Source organism: Microbispora sp. KK1-11 (assembly GCF_006874435.1).
Classification (GTDB): Bacteria; Actinomycetota; Actinomycetes; order Streptosporangiales; family Streptosporangiaceae; genus Microbispora; species Microbispora catharanthi.
The window spans coordinates 23,688-40,537 of sequence record NZ_VIRJ01000027.1 but is presented as its reverse complement, the minus strand read 5'-3'; the positions used below and the strand labels follow the sequence as shown (position 1 = coordinate 40,537).

The window sequence follows — 16,850 nt, the reverse complement described above, 5'->3', positions numbered from 1 at the left end:
TGGGTGAGAAGCCGGCAGCGATGAGGCGGAGCGCCCCTAACGGCGCGACCGCAGGCGGCGGGCCGGAAGGGACAGCACCACGGTCGCCAGCCCGGCGACGAGGAACGCGGCGAGCGCGGCGTTCATCCAGGGCTGGTGGACGAACCCGAGAGCGAGGCGGACCTCGGTCCAGATCCCGTCCCACCAGCCGACGGTCGGGGTGGAGGTCACGATCCAGTACGCCGCGAACCCGAGGATCCACGGCACGACCATGAGCCAGCGGGAGGGGGCGTCCGCGGCCGTGTTCCACCGGGCGGCCCCGCCGAGCAGGAAGTAGTCCACCACGAGCACGGCGAACATCGGCACGAACACCGCCCCGATCACGCTCAGGAACGCGCCGTAGGAGTTCACGTCGGCGAACAGCGCGATCAGCGTGGTGAGCACGCCGATCACGACCGAGATCGCCCGGCGGTCCCAGCGCGGCGCGAGGTTCTGGATCGACACGGTCGTCGAGTAGACGTTCGCGAACGACTGGTCGGCCTCGCGCAGCACCAGGATGCCGAAGAACACGACCCCGAGAGGGGCGGCCACGAACGGATCCCACACCTTGTCCCCGTCGTTGCCGACCAGGGCGAGCGCGGCGATGCCGAGGGCCAGGCAGGCCACCTGGGCGATCGTGTATCCGGCGACGACGCCGGTGAACGCCGCGCCGCTCGACCGCGAGTGCCTGGCGTAGTCGGCGGCCATCGGCACCCACGACACCGACAGCGCGATGACGTAGTCGACGGCGGGGGCGAAGGCGTCCCAGGAGCCGCCCCCCACGGAGGGACCCTGCCGGAACAGGGCGATCGACAGCCAGATCATCGCGATCACCACGCCCGCCGTGACGTACCGCCGCAGCAGCCGCAGCGCGCCGAGCGGCCGGATCGTGAGCGCGATCGTCAGCGCGCCCGCCGCGACCGCCCACACCGCGTACGGCACCGAGGTGCCGAACATCGCCTGCGCGCCGTTGGCGATGACCCACAGCTCGAAGGCGCCCCAGCCGAGCATCTGCACGATGTTCAGCACGGTCGGGATGTACGAGAGCCGGGCCCCGAACAGGCCGCGCAGCAGCACCATCGCGGGCCGCCCGGTGCGTACGCCGGGGATCGCGGCCAGGCCGACCATCGCCGTCCCGAGCAGGCTGCCGACGACGGCGGCGAGCACCGCCGCGGTGAAGGTCAACGGCTTGCCGCCCAGCGGGTCGAGCAGGAACAGCGCCCCCGAGAAGCCGAGGAGGCTGACGCCGAGGTTGGCCCAGAATGCACCCTGGTCGAGCAGGCCCAGGGTTCTCGGGGCCTCCTCGTCCAGAGTGAGCGGAACCTCCGCGTGCGCGTCGTCGACGACGGCAGAAGTCATCACACGCTCCCTACGCCGGCATTATCCGGACAGGTTCATGCGGTCGGCGGCACGAGTTCGATCCGCCCTCTCAGCCCGGTCACGCCCGAGCTCCCGCGGGGTATTGATGATGTCTTTGGGATTATGACACTTCTTTGACCGTTTTCCTACGCCGCCCTGTCTCTCTAAGCCACGTAGGGCGCCTCCCCGGTCTCGCTCACCATCGGACGCCCGACCGCTGCCCAGGACCGCATGCCGCCGTCCACGTTCACGGCGTCCCGGCCGATGTGGTTGAGCCACATCGCGGCGTGCGCCGAACGGCCGCCGACCCGGCAGACCACGTAGACCGGCCGGTCGTGCGGCACCTCGTCCACCCGCACCTGCAGCTCGCCGAGCGGGATGTGGACGGCGCCGGGCGCGTGGCCGGCCACCCACTCCTCGTTCTCGCGGACGTCCAGCAGGTACGCGTCCTCGGGCAGTGCGTCGGGGGCGATTTCCGGCAATGTCATGCGCCCATTCTGACGGCACACCACCGATGCCCGGGCCCATGCGGCGAGCTGTGACCCACGGTGATGCGCGGGCCGCACCATCACAGTCATCTGTTGCGCAACCTTCCCTATCACTCCCTAAGATGTACCTGTTGAGGCGTGATAGATGACGATCGAGGCCGTCACGTCCCCGTGGGCGGCCCGCTCGGACGGGAGGCCGACGGTGACCGAGGTGCTGCGGGTGCGAGCCGGGGTTCCGGTGCTGGTGTGCGAGTCGAACAGGTCCGGCCACGTGTGGTTCGCCGCGGATCTCGACGCGCTCGACGCGCGGCCGGCGGTGCGGGCGTCATGACCGCGATCTACAAGTCCGAGGCAGGTCGGCGCGTGCTCCTCGACCACTACCGGCAGGTGCTGGACGCCTGGCCGATCCCGGCCGACCACGTCCGGGTGCCGACTCGCGAGGGCGAGACCTTCGTCCTCGCCTGCGGCCCCCGGGACGCGCCGCCTCTCGTGCTGCTGCACGGCTCGGGCGCGAACGCCTCGATGTGGCGGGGAGACGTCCCCACCTGGTCCCGGCACTTTCGCACGTACGCCGTCGACCTGGTCGGCGAGCCGGGCCTGAGCGCGCCCTCGCGCCCCGCCCTGGACTCCGACGCCGTGTCACTCTGGCTCGACGACGTGCTGGAAGGGCTCGGGATCGCCGACGCCGCGTTCGCCGGCACCTCCCTCGGCGGCTGGACGGCCCTGGACTACGCCATCCGCCGTCCGGAACGCGTGACCCGCCTGGCTCTGCTGTGCCCCGGCGGCGTGGGGCGGCAGAAGGTCGGCTGGATCCTCAAGGCCCTGCTGACCGGCCCGTTCCGACGTGATGGGCTGCGCGAGTCGGCGATCGCCGTCGCCGGCCTCGACGGGGAGAGGCACCGGCAGGCGCTCGACGCCGTCGTCCTGACGTTCACGCACTTCAACCCGCGCAGGGAGAAGCTCCCGGTGTTCCCCGACGACGCGTTGCGGGGCCTCACCATGCCCGTACTCGTCATCGCCGGCGACCGCGACGCCATGATCGACTCTCGCCAGACCGTGCGGCGCGTCCGTGAGTGCGTCCCGCACGCGACCGTGAACCTGCTCCCGCAGACCGGTCACGCCATCTTCGGCCAGGCCGAGCCGATCGCCGACTTCCTCCGGGCCTGACGTGAACCCCCCGAAAAGTCCGGCCGCTCCTCGCAGGCCTACTTGAGCAGGCGCGACAGCCGGCGGTCGGCCAGCGGCTTGCCGCCGGTCTGGCAGGTCGGGCAGTACTGCAGCGACGAGTCGGCGAACGACACCTCCCTGATCGTGTCGCCGCACACCTCGCAGGCCTCGCCCGTACGGCCGTGCACGCGCAGGCCCGACTTCTTCTCCGACTTGAGGTCCTTGGCGGCCAGCCCCCTGGCCCGCCCGACCGCGTCCCGCAGCGTGCTCACGATCGCGTCGTGCAGGTCGGCGACCTGGCCGTCCGTCAGCGTTCCGGCGATCTTGAAGGGGGACATCTTCGCGACGTGCAGCACCTCGTCGGAGTAGGCGTTGCCGATGCCCGCGATCACCTTCTGGTCCCGCAGCAGGCCCTTGATCTGCGCGCGGCTCCCGCCCACGATCGTCTTGAGCAGGTCCGGCGTGAAGTCCTCGGCCAGCGGGTCGGGCCCGAGCCCGGCGATGCCGGGGACCTCCTCCGGATCGCGCACCACGTAGACGGCCAGCCGCTTCTGCGTGCCCGCCTCGGTCAGCTCGAACCCGGGGGCGCGGCCGTCCTCGCCCGGCGACAGCCTCACCCGCACCGCGAGCGGGCCCTTGCCCGGACGCACCGGTTTCGCGCCGGTGAGGTCGTCGCGCCAGCGCAGCCAGCCGCCGCGGGCCAGATGGGTGACGAAGTGCAGGCCGTCGCAGTCGACGTCGAGGAACTTGCCGTGCCGCGCCACGCCGGTGACGAGCAGTCCGGCGAGCGCGGTGACGGGCGGATCGACGGTCTTGAGCGCCTGGAAGGCGGTCACGTCGACCCCGACGACGGCATGGCCGACGGCGTGCTCGCGAAGGAACTCGGCGAGCGCCTCGACCTCGGGCAGCTCCGGCATGCCCTCACACTAACCCGGCCGGTCAGGGGACGTCCCAGAACGCGAGTTCGTGCTCCATGCCGCGGACGAACAGCTCCCGGGCGCGCGCCGGATCCGGAGCCGCCTCGTCGATCATGACGGCGATGCGCTCGGTGAGGGCGGCGAACCCGGGGTCGGCGTAGGTGTCCACCCAGGCCCGGTAGCGCGGTTCTGCGGGCGGGTCGGCGGCCAGGATCCGGCCGAGCGTGGAGTAGCCCCACATGCAGGGGTAGAGGGCCGCCAGCCCCTCGCCGTAGTCCGCCGCCGACTCCAGCAGGAACGAGGTGTACGCCGCGCAGGCCGGCCCCTTCACCGCGCCGTCGAGGTCGGCGCCGAATCCGGCCGCCAGCGACCGGTGCAGGTCGAGCTCGTCGTGCCACGTCGAGTACGCCAGGTCGACCAGGTCGCCGAGGTGGGCGTCCGGAGCCTGCCAGGCCAGCCGCGAGAACACCCGGACGTAGTCGAGCAGGTACAGGTAGTCCTGCTCCAGCCATGACCGGAAGACCGCCTCGGGCAGGTCACCCGCCGCGATGCCGCGTACGGTCGGGTGCGCGAGCTGGGCGTCCAGCATCGGCCGCCCGATGGCGTGCAGGTCCGCAGAGATTCCCATAAGGGCTCATTGTGACCGCAATCGGCGAGTTAGGCTCGACTCCGTGACACTGACGATCGCCGAGGAAGTGCTGCTGCTGGCCTACCGGGAGGACACCGGCAAGCCGATCATCGGGTCGGTGGAGCTCGACTGCGCCCTGGCCGGGGCCCTGCTCGCGGATCTGGCCGTTCGCCGCCGGGTGGACCTCGACGGCGCGAAGGTCGTGCCCGTCGATCCCACTCCGGTGGGCGATGAGGAGCTGGACGCGGCGCTCACCCGCATGGCCGAGGAGCGCGGTCCGCGCAAGGCCGACTGGTGGGTGGGCAAGCTCCGCGCGGGCAGGCTGCGCAAGCGGCTGCTGACCCGTCTGGCCGCCCGGGGCGTGCTGAGCGAGCAGGTGGGCAAGATCCTGGGAATCTTCCCCACCACGCGCTATCCCGAGCTCGACCCGAGCCACGAGCAGGGCGTGCGGGAGCGCGTCCAGAACGTGCTGGCCGGAGCCGAGCCGGACGAGCGGACGGCGGTCCTGATCGCCGTCATGCACGCGGCCAAGCTCGACCACAAGGCGTTCCCCGACGCGCCGAAGGGCCGGATCAAGGAGATCGCCGAGGGCCAGTGGACCGCCGAGGCGGTCCGCAAGACGATCGCCTCGATCCACGCCGCCGTGGCCGCCGCCACCACCGCCGCGACGGTCGCCGCCACCGCCGGGAGCTGACCCCTGCCGCTCGTGCCGCGCACGTCGTGCGGCCGCGCGAGCGGCGGTCCCCCTACTTGGTGATGACGTCCTTGGGCACCGGCTTGTCGGCGGCGAGTGCCTCGAACAGGCGCAGCGCCTTCTGGGTGTCCCACTTGACCACCGCCTGGCCGCCGATCGTCGGCAGCGAGCCGATGGGCACGGCGGTGGCGAGGGGCCCCTCGCGCATGGCCATGCCGACCGACAGCAGGTCGAACAGGCCGGTGCCGGAGTCGACGGAGACCGAGTCGGCGGCGCTCAGCGCCAGCGGGACCGAGGTGAACGGGTTGATCAGGGTGCCCGGGCTCGCGGCCTTCTGCACGACGGCGGAGAAGAACTGGCGCTGCCGCTGGGTGCGCTCGAAGTCGGGGATGGCGCCGGTGGCACGGGTGCGCACGTAGCCGAGCGCGGTGCCGCCGTCCATGTCCTGGCAGCCCTTCTTCAGGTTGATCCCGGCCTTCGGGTCCTTGATGTCCTGCTTCACGCAGATGTTGACCCCGCCGATCGCGTCCACGATGCCGACGAAGCCGCCGAATCCGATCTCCATGTAGTGGTCGATCCTGATGCCGGTCACCCGCTCGACCGTCTTGGCCAGCAGCTTCGGGCCGCCGAAGGCGTACGCCGCGTTCAGCTTGCCGCTGCCGTGCCCCTCGATCGGGACGTACGAGTCACGGGGCAGGCTGACCAGAGTGGGCCGGCCGCTCTCGGGGATGTGCAGCAGCATCATCGTGTCGGTGCGCTTGCCGACCGCCTTTCCCGTGGCCAGCTTCTTGCGCTGCGCGGCCGTCAGGCCCGCCCGGCTGTCGGACCCGACCAGCAGCCAGTCCTGGCCCGGCGTCTCGGCGGGCCGCCCGTCGTAGTCGGTCAGCGACTCGACCGGCCGGAGCCGGGAGCCGATCCAGAAATATCCGGCGACGGCGGCGACGAGCAGGAGCACGACCACCACGACGACGACCCGCAGGACGATCCTGCCGGTCCGGCGCGGTCCGCGTCCGCCGCCGCGCACGGACCCGTCGCGGCCCGTCGGCCCGCCGCCCCCGCCACGCGGGGCGCCTTCCGGGTCTCCGGCCTCGTGCCTGCTCCCGCCGAGCGGGCGGATCGGGGCGCTGCCGGAACGCGGCTTGCCGTACACCTTGGACCGGGCGCGGGGGACCGTGTCCTCCCTGCCGGACCCCGCCGGAGCCGCCGCCTGAGGCTGTGCCGTCCGGGGCGGGGCAGCCGGGGGCGGCGCCGCCGGGGGTTGGGCCGTACGCCGATAGGCGCGGGTCGCCTCGTCCTCGTCGGCCACGTGAACCCCCAGCCCTCAGCGTCCTTACGACTGCGTTGACCGCAGCGGCTGAAGTCTTTGCCGATGCGTCCCCTTCTTCACGGTACCCAGACGCCCTCTAAGCAGTCAGTAAAGGCTGCCGGGAAACACAGGAGAGATTCCAGCCGTTACGGTGGTATACCACCACGCGAAAGGATCGTCGTGTCCGTTCCGGACCCCTGGAGTACCTGCCCGTGCACAGGCACGGGATCTCATGATCGCACGGCGGGCGCCCGATGAGCACCGCCCTCGGCCTCCTGGCCGTCCTCCTTCTGACCCTGGCCACCGGATTCTTCGTGGCGCAGGAGTTCGCCTTCGTGGCCGCCGACCGGGGCACTCTCCGTGAGCAGGCGGCGGCCGGCGACGGCGCGGCGCGCCGGGCCCTCGACATCACCGGACGGCTGTCGTTCATGCTCTCCGGCGCACAGCTCGGGATCACCGTCACCACCCTGCTGGTGGGCTTCATCGCGCAGCCCGCGATCGCCGGCGTGCTGCGCGGCCCCCTGGAGGCCGCCGGGCTGCCCGGCTCGGCCGTCCCCGGTGTCGCGGTGGCCCTCGGTGTCGCGATCGCCACGGTCGTGCAGATGATCATCGGCGAGCTCGCCCCCAAGAACCTCGGCATCGCGCGGCCCGAGGACGTCGCGAAGTTCCTCTCCCGCCCGACGCACGTCTACCTCGTGATCGCCGGGCCGGTCATCCGCCTGTTCGACGCCGCGGCCACCCGCCTCGTGCGCCTGTTCGGCATCGAGCCCGTGGAGGAGCTCGAACACGGCGCCACCCCCGAGGAGCTGTCGCGCATCGTGACGGAGTCGGCCGCGGCCGGCGAGCTGCCGCCCCGGCTGGCCGACACGCTGGAGCGCGCGCTGGAGTTCGGCGACCGTACCGCCGAGGACGTCATGGTCCCCCGCCCGCGCGTGGTCTCGCTGCGCGCCGAGTGGCCGGTCGACGAGTTCCTCGGCGCCCTGCGCACGCACGGTCACTCCCGCTATCCGGTCCTGGGCACCGACGCCGACGACGTCGTCGGGGTGGCCGGGCTGCCCGAGTATCTGAAGGCCGGCTCTCCCTCCGCCGGGCTCGTCGGCGGCATCACCCACGCGCCGCTGCTCGTCCCCGCGACCCTGCCGCTGCCCGAGCTGCTGCGGCGGATGACCTCCGCCGGTGAGACGTTCACCTGCGTGATCGACGAGTACGGCGGTCTGGCCGGCGTGGTGACGCTGGAGGACCTGGCCGAGGAGCTCGTCGGCGAGCTGGTGGACGAGAACGACCCCGAACCGCTCGGCGTCGTACGGCACGGCGAGGGCGTCTGGGACGTGCCGGGCACCCTCCGCCTCGACGAGGTCGAGCGCGCCACGCACGTCCGGCTGCCCGAGAGCGAGGACTACGAGACCGTGGCCGGTCTCGTCCTCGCGCTCCTCGGCCGGATGGCCGAGCCCGGCGACCAGGTCGTCTCCCCGCTCGTGCCCGAGCCCCATCTCTTCGACGACGAGGCCGAGGACGCCGAGCGGGCCGTGCTCACGGTCCTGAGCGTGCGCCGTCGCGTCCCCGAGTGGGTGCGGGTGTCGACGCGGGCGTCGGCGGACGCACCGCCCGAGACGCCGTCGGACGCGGATGCGGCGGAGCGGCCGGAGCGGGAGAAGGCCCGCTCGGCGGCCCGCGGCGCGGGGGGCGCCGACTACGCCCCCGAGCTGTTCTCCGCGCTGTTCCAGGGCAGGCCCGCATGAACTCTCTCACCGGCGTCCTGCTCGGCGTAGTCCTGCTCGCCGTCAACGGGTTCTTCGTCGCGGCCGAGTTCGCCCTGGTCTCCGCCCGCCGCCACCGGCTGGAGGAGATCGCCGTCAGCGGCGGCCGGCTGGCCAAGGTCACGGCCCGCGCCGCGGTCAGGGGCGGGCGCGAGCTGTCGCTCATGCTCGCCGGGGCGCAGCTCGGCATCACACTGGCCTCCCTGGGCCTCGGCATGGTCGCCGAGCCCTCCATCGAGCATCTGATGGAGCCGGTGCTCACGCTGCTGCCGGAGTCGCTGCGCACGCCCGTGGCGTACGTCGTGGCGCTCGCCCTGGTGACGTTCCTCCACATGGTCGTCGGCGAGATGGCGCCCAAGTCGCTGGCGCTCACGCACCCCGAGCGCGCCGCGATGGGGCTGGCGCTGCCGTTCCGTAGCTTCGCCTGGCTCGTCCGCCCGATCCTGGCCCTGCTGAACGCGCTGACCAACGGCATCCTGCGGCTGGCCGGCGTGCGGCCCCGCGACGAGCTGGCCACCACCCGCACACCTCGCCAGCTCGCCATGCTGGTCGCCGAGTCGGGCCGGATGGGCATGCTCGACCGCGACGAGCACGACCTGCTCACCCGCGCGCTGCGGGTCCACTCCCAGCCGGTCGAGCGGCTGATGGTGCCCGTCGGCGAGGCGTCCTCGGTGCCCGCGAACGCCGACGACCTGCTCGTACGCCGGACGGCCGCGCGCGGCGGGAGCCTGCGCATGCTGGTCGTCACCCCCGACGACGTGATCGGCGTGCTCCACGTGCGCGACGCGGTCCTCCAGCCGGGACGCAGGGCCGGCGAGCTCGCGACCCCCGTGCCCCGCATGGCGAAGGACACCACGATCTCCGACGCCGTGACCCTGCTGCAGGAGGCCCGCGCGCAGCTCGGGCTCGTCACGGACGCCGGCGGCACGCCCGTCGGTGTGATCGATCTCACCACCCTGGTCGGCGAACTGCTCGTCGCCTGACGACCGTTTCTCCCGCTCGGTCGGGGTCGGCGCGCCCGTCGCATGAGCGGGCGCGCCGACCTGGGAGGTCACGGCGGGACCCCACGCCTGCGGCTTCACCAGAAATCTCCCATCGCGAGACATCTGTGCCCACGAACTGGGACAGAAGGTAAAGGTCGTCCCCTGCAAGCGCGGAGAAAGTGGTTTGAAAGGCGGCCTCCTGAGAATGTGCAGTGCGCGATGGAGGGCCCCGATGTTCGGGGCCCCTGCCGCGACATCGCCAGGAGGGCCCGTGCCGTACGGGCCGGGAGGGGGGCCGGACGTGGAAGCTTCGCTTGCGACCAGGCGAGGCTGCCCACCTGCCCGGGGGTTCCAGGGGGTTGCCCCCCTGGGCGGCACAAGAAAAAAGCCCCGGCCGGCTACTGCCGATCGGAGCTTGTTCCTGGTGGGCAAGGGGGGAGTTGAACCCCCACGTCCTCTCGGACACACGGACCTGAACCGTGCGCGTCTGCCATTCCGCCACTTGCCCTTGCGGTTGGCCCCCATCTCTGGGTGCCTGGAAAGGTTAGCACGTATCCGCCCGTGCTTACGAACCCGGATACGATCCTTCTAAACGACGATGCGAAGGGGCTCAGTGCAGCACCGGAGCGGTCGCGACCGTAGTGGCAATGGAAGGGAGGTATCCGGTGGGAGTCCTTCAGCGCTTCGAGCGCAGGCTCGAAGGGTTGGTTGAAGGGGCCTTCGCGCGGGCGTTCAAGTCCGATCTCCAGCCGGTCGAGGTTGCCAGCGCCGTGCAGAGGGAGATGGACGAGCGCGCCGCGATCGTCGCTCAGGGTCGCACGCTCGTGCCGAACGACTTCGTGGTGGAGCTGTCGACGACCGACAGCGAACGGCTGGAGGTGTACGCCGACAGCATCAGCCATGAGCTCGCCACTCTCGCACGGGAGTACGCCAAGGAGCAGGGCTACTCGTTCGTCGGGCCGGTGCGGGTGCGTTTCGAGACCGCGGACGACCTCGCGGTCGGGCTCTTCCGCATCCGGTCGGGTGTGATCCGGGGCGCCACGGTCGAGCAGGACGAGATCCGTCAGCCGCCGAGCGACGTACCGGCCGGCCGGCCCAGCGCGTTCCAGGGCCGCCCCAGGCTGCTCGTCTCCACACAGGACGATCCCCAGGGCCAGCGCTCGTACGAGCTGACGACTCCGGTCACTTTGCTGGGCCGCGGAACCGATTGTGATCTTCGGCTGGTGGATCCCGGCGTATCACGGCATCATGCCGAGCTAAGAGTGGAAGGACCGCAGGTCGTGCTCGTGGACCTGGGTTCGACCAACGGCACCTTCATCAACGGCCAGCCGGTCCGCAGGATCGAGATGCAGGACGGGACGAGGGTGACGCTCGGCCGCACGACACTGGTGTTCAGGCGCGATTAGAGGTAGACAAACGGTCCATGTCCGAGCTAACGCTGCTGCTGATCCGGCTCGCCTTCCTGGCGGTGCTGTGGTTCTTCGTGATCGCCGCGGTCGGCGTCATCCGGACAGACCTGTTCGGTCCGCGTACGGCACCCGCGCCCACACGCAAACCGGTCAAGCAGCCCCGACCGGTTTCCAAGCCCAAGAAGGGCGAACCCCGCCAGCTGATCGTCACCGGTGGCCCCCTGCAAGGGACCATCATCAACCTCACGGAGACGCCAATCACCATCGGCCGGGCGAACGACGCCACGCTGGTTCTCAGCGACGACTACGCTTCGAGCCGGCACGCCCGGCTCTTTCCTCAGGACGGCCAGTGGATCGTGGAGGATCTCGGCTCCACCAATGGCACGTACCTCGAACGCTCGAAAGTGACCCGCCCGACCCCGGTGCCCCTCGGAGTTCCGATCCGCATCGGCAAGACCGTCATCGAATTGCGCAAATGACCATCGCACTCCGCTACGCCGCTCGCTCGGACGTCGGGCTCCTCCGTGAAGGCAACGAGGACTCGGCGTACGCCAGCGGCCGCCTGCTGGCCGTCGCAGACGGCATGGGCGGGCATGCCCACGGCGAGGTGGCCAGTTCGGTCGCCATCGCCGCAATGTCGTCCCTCGACCGGGACGCCTCCGGCGGTGACCTGCTCAGCGCCATCGAGGCGGCGGTCCGGGACGCCAACCACCAGCTGCACGCGATGGTGGCCCGGGACCCGAGCCTCAAGGGCATGGGCACCACCCTCACCGCGATGCTCTGGAGCGGCTCACGCTTCGCGCTGGTCCACGTGGGAGACTCCCGCGCGTACCTGCTCAGGAACGGCGAGCTCTACCAGATCACGCACGACCACACGCTCGTGCAGTCCTTGGTGGACGACGGGCGGATCACCCAGGAGGAGGCCGCCAACCATCCCCAGCGCTCGATCCTGCTGCGCGCGCTGGACGGGAGCGGCGAGGTCGATCCCGACCTGCAGGACCGGGAGGCCCAGGTGGGCGACCGTTACCTGCTGTGCTCGGACGGCCTGTCCACGGTGGTCAGCGCCGAGACCCTGCACCACACCCTGACCACGATCGACGATCCCGAGGACGTCGTCCGGCAGCTCATCGACCTCGCCAACCGGGGCGGCGGGCCGGACAACATCACCTGCGTGGTCGCCGACGTGATCGAGGTGGACGACCTGCAGCCGCCCCCGGGGGTGGCGGCGGTCGTCGGTGCGGCCGGCTCCGGCCGGGTCCGCTCGGCGCCGCCCGACACCCCCGCGGGCCGGGCCACCACGGTCACCGCGCCCCAACCCGTGCTCACCGACGACGATCTGGACGACGAACCCGTGCGCGAGGCCCAGGCCTCCGCGCGGCGTTCGCGCAAAGGCCGATCGGGCCCGAAAGTGGCCGTCGGGGTGCTGGTCGTCGCCGCCGCGCTCGGGGTCGGCGGCTATTTCGGCTACCAGTGGACCCAGAGCCAGTTCTACATAGGCGCCAAGGGAGACGAGCTCGTCGTCTTCCAGGGCGTCGACGCGGAGGTCGGGCCTGTGTCCTTCAAGAAGGTCGCCTACACCGACCACGTACGCGTCTCGTCGCTGCCGGCGGTCCAGCAGGACCAGGTCCGCAGCGGCATCCCGGTCGACAACCTGCAGACCGGGATAACCAGGATCAAGAGCTTCGGCGACTCGGCGACGCCCACGGCGGACGCCAAGTCGACGCCGACCCCCACGAGGTCCAGTAAGTGACTGCTGTCGAAGCCACGCCCGTACCGATGACCGCGAAGAGGCGCGGCGCCCAGTTGGGCATGCTCGCCTTCGCCGTGCTGATCGTGATGGGCGCGTACGCCGGCGTCGGGCTCGGGATCAACGGCAAGGTCCCGTCCGGCATGCTCGGCTACGGCCTCGGCCTCGGCGCTCTGATGCTCGCGGCCTACCTGGTGCTCGCCAAGTGGGCGCCGTGGGCCGACCCTCTTCTGCTTCCCCTCGTGACGCTGGTCAACGGCCTCGGCCTGGTGATGATCTACCGGATCGAGCAGTCCGGGCAGCCCGGCGCGTCCGCCACGAATCAGCTCATGTGGACGGCGCTCGGCGTGGTGATGTTCTCCGCGACCCTGATCGTGTTGAAGGACCACCGCACCTTGCAGCGCCTCACCTACACCGCCGGGTTCGTCGGCGTGGTGCTGCTGGCCATCCCGGCGCTGCTGCCCGGGTCGCTGAGCGAGGTCCAGGGCGCCAAGATCTGGATCCGCATCGGCGGGTTCTCGATCCAGCCCGGTGAGTTCGCCAAGCTGGCCCTCGTCGTCTTCTTCGCGGGCTACCTCGTCGCCAAGCGCGACGTGCTCGCCCTCGCCGGCCGCCGGCTGCTGTTCATCGACCTGCCCCGCGCCCGCGACCTCGGCCCCGTGCTCATCACCTGGGGCTTCGCGATCGCCACACTGGTCCTGGAGAAGGACCTCGGCACCTCGCTGCTGCTGTTCGGCGCGTTCATCGCGATGCTCTACATCGCCACCCAGCGCACCTCCTGGGTGCTCATCGGCATCCTGTTGTTCGTCGGCGGCGCCTTCCTCGCCGGGCAGGTCTTCAGCCACGTCGAGGCCCGCTTCAACGTCTGGCTGCACGCGGAGGACCCCTCGCTGTACGACGCGGGCGGCGGCAGCTACCAGCTCATGCAGGGCATGTTCGCCATGGGCTCGGGCGGCATCCTCGGCACCGGGCTCGGACAGGGCTACCCCAAGCTGATCCCGCTGTCGTTCTCCGACTTCATCTTCACCGCGACGGGCGAGGAGCTGGGTCTCACCGGCCTGATGGCGATCCTGATGATCTACGCGCTCATCGTCGAGCGGGGGCTGCGCACGTCGCTGGCCGCCCGCGACCCGTTCACCAAGCTGCTCGCGGGCGGACTGTCGTTCATCCTGGCCTGGCAGGTGTTCATCATCGTCGGCGGCGTGACCCGGCTGATCCCGCTGACCGGTCTCGTGACACCGTTCATGTCCGCCGGCGGCTCGGCGCTGCTGGCCAACTGGATGCTCATCGCCCTGCTCGTACGGATGTCCGACGCGGCCCGCCGGCCGCCGCCGCAGGCGATCCAGGACGAGGGACTCACGCAGGTGATGCAGCGATGAACAGCACGCTCAAGCGCGTCTCCGTGGCCTGCCTGCTCATGTTCGGCCTGCTCATGGCCAACGTGACCTACATCGGCACGGTGAAGGCCGACGGGCTGCGGAACGACTCGCGCAACGTCCGGGGCTTCTACGCCCGGTATGCGATCGACCGCGGCTGGATCACCGCCGACAACGGCAAGACGACGCTCGCCAAGACCGTGGACAGCGGGGACAAGACGTTCCGGTTCGAGCGCGAGTACCCGCTCGGGAAGCCGTTCACGCACGTCGTCGGGTGGTTCGCGCCGGAGAGCGCCTCGGGCATCGAGGCCGCGATGAACCGCTACCTCGACGGCAGCCACCCCGACCTGGTGGTCCGCCGGGCCATCGACATGGTCAGCGGCAAGCCCGCCAAGGGCGCGAGCGTCGACCTCACGCTGAACACCAAGGCCCAGGAGATCGCGTACAAGGACCTGGCCGGCACCGGCAAGCGCGGCGCGGTCGTCGCGCTCGAGCCGAAGACCGGCAAGATCCTGGCGATGGTGTCGGTGCCGTCGTACGACCCGAACCCGCTGGCCCAGGTCAACAAGGCCAAGGTGAACGCGGCGTACAACAAGCTGGACAAGGACGACAACAAGCCGCTGCTCAACCGGGCCATCGACCTGACGTTCGCCCCGGGGTCCACGTTCAAGACGGTCACCTCGGCGGCCTACCTCAGCGACGACACCTCCCGTGACGAGAACACGCAGGTCGACGCGCCCGACTCGCTGCCGCTGCCGGGCACGAGCATCTCGCTGCCCAACTACCACGGCGAGTCGTGCGGCGGCCGGGCCACGCTGGTGCAGGCGCTCACCATCTCCTGCAACACGCCGTTCGCGATCATGGGCATGGACGTCGGCTACGACAAGCTCAAGGAGCAGGCCCAGAAGTTCGGGGTCGGCCAGCCGCTGGAGATCCCCCTCGGCGTCGCGGCCAGCAACATCGGCCCGGACGAGGGCAAGGCGGCCCTCGCCAAGACCGCGATCGGCCAGCAGAGCAACCAGATGACCCCGCTGCAGATGGCGATGGTCGCGGCCGGCATCGCCAACCAGGGCACGGTCATGAAGCCGTTCCTGGTCAACAAGATCATGGGACCGGACGGCGCGGAGATCGACGGGACCGACCCCGAGGAGCTGGACGAGGCCGTCACGCCCGAGGTGGCCGGCGAGCTGACCAAGATGATGATCGGCGTGATCGAGCACGGCACCGGCGGCGCGGCCAAGCTCCCCGGCATCACCGTGGCGGGCAAGACGGGCACGGCGGAGACCCTGCCGGGCAAGCCGTCGCACGCGTGGTTCATCTCCTTCGCGCCGGTGGAGGACCCGAAGGTCGCCGTGGCGGTCTTCGTGGAGTCGGGCAGCGCCGGCAACGACGCCACCGGCGGTGCGGTGGCCGCGCCGATCGCCCACGACGTCATGCAGGCGGTGCTCGGACAGTGACGGAGACGGTGCTCGGCGGCCGCTATCGGCTGACCTCCCCCATCGCCGCGGGCGGCATGGGCGAGGTCTGGCGGGCCGACGACGAACTGCTCGGCCGGGAGGTGGCGATCAAGCTGCTCGGCCGCCACGTCGCGGGCGACGCCACCTTCCGCGACCGGTTCCGCTCCGAGGCCAGGATCACCGCCGCCCTGACCGACCCCGGCATCGCCCAGGTCTTCGACTACGGCGAGAGCGACGGCCTGGCCTACCTCGTGATGGAACTGGTGCGGGGCGAGCCGCTGTCGGCCATCCTCGCCCGCAACGGCGTGCTCGGGCCGGACGTCACGCTCGACCTCGTCGAGCAGACCGCCCGGGGCCTGCACGCGGCCCACCGGGCCGGCGTGATCCACCGCGACGTCAAGCCCGGCAACCTGCTCGTCACCGAGACCGGACAGGTCAAGATCACCGACTTCGGCATCGCCCGCGCGCTGGAGGCCGCGCCGCTGACCGCGACCGGCACCATCCTCGGCACCGCCCAGTACGTGAGCCCGGAGCAGGCGTCGGGCGCCACCCTCTCCCCGGCGAGCGACGTCTACTCGCTCGGGGTGGTGGCCTACGAATGCCTCGCGGGTCGCCCGCCGTTCACGGCGGAGACCCCGGTGGCACTCGCGCTACGGCATCTCAACGACACGCCCCCGCCACTGCCGGGGAACGTGCCCGCTCCGGTGGCGGCCCTCGTGATGGCCATGCTGGCCAAGGACCCCGCCGCACGGCCGGAGACCGGGCCGGTGCTCCTCGACAGGGTGCGGGTGCTGCGCGAGACCCTCGCGGGCACGGCGGCCTCGACGGCGCTCCTCGGTTCGCTGACCGACCCTGGGGGCTTCCCCGCGGCGGGCGGCGCCGGCCGCACGGTCCCTCCTGCCGCGCCCGGCCTGACGACGCCCCTGGGCGAGCCCGCGGGAGCCGGCACCCCGCGTCCCGGCGCCACCGCGCCGCTGGGCCCGGCACCGGCCGCCCCGCGCACGGCTCCCGCGGGCGTCCCCGACGCCCGTACGCGGCGCCCCGGCGGTCCTGAGGGGCCCGCAGGCGGGCGACGGCGCCGGACGGCCCTGATCCTCGCGACGGCCGGCTGCGCCGCCGCGGTCGGCATCGGGGTTCTGGCCTTCACCGCCGCCCATACCGGCGAATCGCCGCCGGACCCGGGTGAGACGGCCGCGCCCGTCTCACCGTCCCCCTCGCCGTCGCCATCGCCGTCGTCGGCACGTACGAACAGGTCAGAGGTTCCGCGGACGCATCGGCCGACCGCTCCGGCGGCGTCGGACGAGCCGAGCGCCGTTCCGTCGGCTACCGTAAGCAGGTCGGCATCAACCACCCAGACGCCCACACCGGCTTCGTCCCCGACCTCGACCCCGACTCCGACGTCCACCCCGGCCACGGAAACCAGTGAGACTCCGCCCCCTACGGACGCCCCACCCGACACGAACCCTCCGGATGAGGGGGAGTGATGAGAAGAGGGGTCGATGATGGAGACCGGTGGCACCCCACGATGAACGGCAAGGGACAGT

General features: G+C 71.3%; 16 protein-coding genes, 1 tRNA gene and 1 riboswitch. Of the genes, 11 read left to right on the top strand and 6 right to left on the bottom strand.

The features are described from left to right. Positions 1-36: 36 nt before the first annotated feature. Both FLW16_RS31170 and FLW16_RS31165 read right to left on the bottom strand, forming a co-directional pair. Positions 37-1,377, bottom strand: coding sequence for a cytosine permease (locus FLW16_RS31170; protein WP_142563708.1), 1,341 nt, complete (start codon positions 1,375-1,377; stop codon positions 37-39). Then, a riboswitch (TPP riboswitch) is annotated at positions 1,368-1,484 on the bottom strand. Its footprint overlaps the gene before it by 10 nt. 57 nt (positions 1,485-1,541) lie before the next feature. Continuing rightward, the gene (locus FLW16_RS31165; protein WP_142563707.1) at positions 1,542-1,865 is read right to left on the bottom strand and encodes a rhodanese-like domain-containing protein; all 324 of its coding nucleotides are present in this window, start codon (positions 1,863-1,865) and stop codon (positions 1,542-1,544) included. A 145-nt stretch (positions 1,866-2,010) separates the two neighbouring features. Here FLW16_RS31165 and FLW16_RS31160 point away from each other — a divergent pair, with 145 nt between their 5' ends. Beyond that, positions 2,011-2,196, top strand: a complete 186-nt coding sequence (locus FLW16_RS31160; protein ID WP_142563706.1) for a hypothetical protein — start codon at positions 2,011-2,013, stop codon at positions 2,194-2,196. Further along, the gene (locus FLW16_RS31155; RefSeq protein WP_142563705.1) at positions 2,193-3,032 is read left to right on the top strand and encodes an alpha/beta fold hydrolase; all 840 of its coding nucleotides are present in this window, start codon (positions 2,193-2,195) and stop codon (positions 3,030-3,032) included. The genes FLW16_RS31160 and FLW16_RS31155 overlap by 4 nt, the downstream gene beginning before the upstream one ends. A 38-nt stretch (positions 3,033-3,070) precedes the next feature. On the opposite strand, the gene FLW16_RS31150 is transcribed toward FLW16_RS31155, so the two are convergent. Together FLW16_RS31150 and FLW16_RS31145 are read right to left on the bottom strand one after the other, a co-directional pair. Next, on the bottom strand, positions 3,071-3,949 hold the full coding sequence (locus FLW16_RS31150; RefSeq protein ID WP_142563704.1) for an Fpg/Nei family DNA glycosylase: 879 nt from the start codon (positions 3,947-3,949) through the stop codon (positions 3,071-3,073). Between the two features lie 22 nt (positions 3,950-3,971). Further along, positions 3,972-4,577 (bottom strand): TenA family protein, encoded by a 606-nt coding sequence (locus FLW16_RS31145; protein ID WP_142563703.1) that lies wholly within the window; start codon positions 4,575-4,577, stop codon positions 3,972-3,974. 43 nt (positions 4,578-4,620) lie between these two features. On the opposite strand from FLW16_RS31145, the gene FLW16_RS31140 reads away from it, so the two are divergent. Beyond that, positions 4,621-5,271: a GPP34 family phosphoprotein gene (locus tag FLW16_RS31140; protein ID WP_142563702.1), complete on the top strand. Its 651-nt coding sequence runs from the start codon at positions 4,621-4,623 to the stop codon at positions 5,269-5,271. 52 nt (positions 5,272-5,323) lie between these two features. Here FLW16_RS31140 and FLW16_RS31135 read toward each other — a convergent pair whose 3' ends face one another. Next, positions 5,324-6,577, bottom strand: coding sequence for an LCP family protein (locus FLW16_RS31135; protein ID WP_260615750.1), 1,254 nt, complete (start codon positions 6,575-6,577; stop codon positions 5,324-5,326). A 254-nt stretch (positions 6,578-6,831) separates the two neighbouring features. On the opposite strand from FLW16_RS31135, the gene FLW16_RS31130 reads away from it, so the two are divergent. Together FLW16_RS31130 and FLW16_RS31125 are read left to right on the top strand one after the other, a co-directional pair. Further along, positions 6,832-8,316, top strand: coding sequence for a hemolysin family protein (locus tag FLW16_RS31130; protein ID WP_142563701.1), 1,485 nt, complete (start codon positions 6,832-6,834; stop codon positions 8,314-8,316). Continuing rightward, positions 8,313-9,317, top strand: a complete 1,005-nt coding sequence (locus FLW16_RS31125; protein WP_142563700.1) for a hemolysin family protein — start codon at positions 8,313-8,315, stop codon at positions 9,315-9,317. Before FLW16_RS31130 ends, FLW16_RS31125 begins: the two co-directional genes overlap by 4 nt. A 422-nt stretch (positions 9,318-9,739) precedes the next feature. Here the strand turns inward: FLW16_RS31125 and FLW16_RS31120 are convergent. After that, positions 9,740-9,825 (bottom strand) — tRNA-Leu (locus FLW16_RS31120). Positions 9,826-9,982: 157 nt separating this feature from the next. Here FLW16_RS31120 and FLW16_RS31115 point away from each other — a divergent pair. The 6 genes from FLW16_RS31115 to FLW16_RS31090 are packed head-to-tail and all read left to right on the top strand — an operon-like array spanning position 9,983 to position 16,790. Continuing rightward, positions 9,983-10,723, top strand: coding sequence for a DUF3662 and FHA domain-containing protein (locus FLW16_RS31115; protein ID WP_139579641.1), 741 nt, complete (start codon positions 9,983-9,985; stop codon positions 10,721-10,723). A gap of 17 nt (positions 10,724-10,740) precedes the next feature. Further along, positions 10,741-11,205 (top strand): FHA domain-containing protein, encoded by a 465-nt coding sequence (locus tag FLW16_RS31110; RefSeq protein ID WP_139579640.1) that lies wholly within the window; start codon positions 10,741-10,743, stop codon positions 11,203-11,205. After that, entirely contained in the window at positions 11,202-12,476 is a 1,275-nt protein-coding gene (locus tag FLW16_RS31105; protein WP_142563699.1) for a Stp1/IreP family PP2C-type Ser/Thr phosphatase, read from the top strand. The genes FLW16_RS31110 and FLW16_RS31105 overlap by 4 nt, the downstream gene beginning before the upstream one ends. Positions 12,477-12,502: 26 nt before the next feature. Then, positions 12,503-13,852: an FtsW/RodA/SpoVE family cell cycle protein gene (locus FLW16_RS31100; protein WP_142563698.1), complete on the top strand. Its 1,350-nt coding sequence runs from the start codon at positions 12,503-12,505 to the stop codon at positions 13,850-13,852. Then, the gene (locus tag FLW16_RS31095) at positions 13,849-15,306 is read left to right on the top strand and encodes a penicillin-binding protein 2 (protein ID WP_142563697.1); all 1,458 of its coding nucleotides are present in this window, start codon (positions 13,849-13,851) and stop codon (positions 15,304-15,306) included. The genes FLW16_RS31100 and FLW16_RS31095 overlap by 4 nt, the downstream gene beginning before the upstream one ends. Next, positions 15,303-16,790, top strand: a complete 1,488-nt coding sequence (locus tag FLW16_RS31090; protein WP_260615749.1) for a serine/threonine-protein kinase — start codon at positions 15,303-15,305, stop codon at positions 16,788-16,790. The genes FLW16_RS31095 and FLW16_RS31090 overlap by 4 nt, the downstream gene beginning before the upstream one ends. The last annotated feature ends 60 nt before the right edge of the window (positions 16,791-16,850 follow it).

Bases quoted from the DNA above. Each gene is read 5' to 3' on its own strand.
- FLW16_RS31170 (WP_142563708.1), bottom strand. From the start codon at position 1,377: ATGACTTCTGCCGTCGTCGACGACGCGCACGCGGAGGTTCCGCTCACT.
- FLW16_RS31165 (WP_142563707.1), bottom strand. From the start codon at position 1,865: ATGACATTGCCGGAAATCGCCCCCGACGCACTGCCCGAGGACGCGTAC.
- FLW16_RS31160 (WP_142563706.1), top strand. From the start codon at position 2,011: ATGACGATCGAGGCCGTCACGTCCCCGTGGGCGGCCCGCTCGGACGGG.
- FLW16_RS31155 (WP_142563705.1), top strand. From the start codon at position 2,193: ATGACCGCGATCTACAAGTCCGAGGCAGGTCGGCGCGTGCTCCTCGAC.
- FLW16_RS31150 (WP_142563704.1), bottom strand. From the start codon at position 3,949: ATGCCGGAGCTGCCCGAGGTCGAGGCGCTCGCCGAGTTCCTTCGCGAG.
- FLW16_RS31145 (WP_142563703.1), bottom strand. From the start codon at position 4,577: ATGGGAATCTCTGCGGACCTGCACGCCATCGGGCGGCCGATGCTGGAC.
- FLW16_RS31130 (WP_142563701.1), top strand. From the start codon at position 6,832: ATGAGCACCGCCCTCGGCCTCCTGGCCGTCCTCCTTCTGACCCTGGCC.
- FLW16_RS31125 (WP_142563700.1), top strand. From the start codon at position 8,313: ATGAACTCTCTCACCGGCGTCCTGCTCGGCGTAGTCCTGCTCGCCGTC.
- FLW16_RS31110 (WP_139579640.1), top strand. From the start codon at position 10,741: ATGTCCGAGCTAACGCTGCTGCTGATCCGGCTCGCCTTCCTGGCGGTG.
- FLW16_RS31105 (WP_142563699.1), top strand. From the start codon at position 11,202: ATGACCATCGCACTCCGCTACGCCGCTCGCTCGGACGTCGGGCTCCTC.
- FLW16_RS31100 (WP_142563698.1), top strand. From the start codon at position 12,503: ATGACCGCGAAGAGGCGCGGCGCCCAGTTGGGCATGCTCGCCTTCGCC.
- FLW16_RS31095 (WP_142563697.1), top strand. From the start codon at position 13,849: ATGAACAGCACGCTCAAGCGCGTCTCCGTGGCCTGCCTGCTCATGTTC.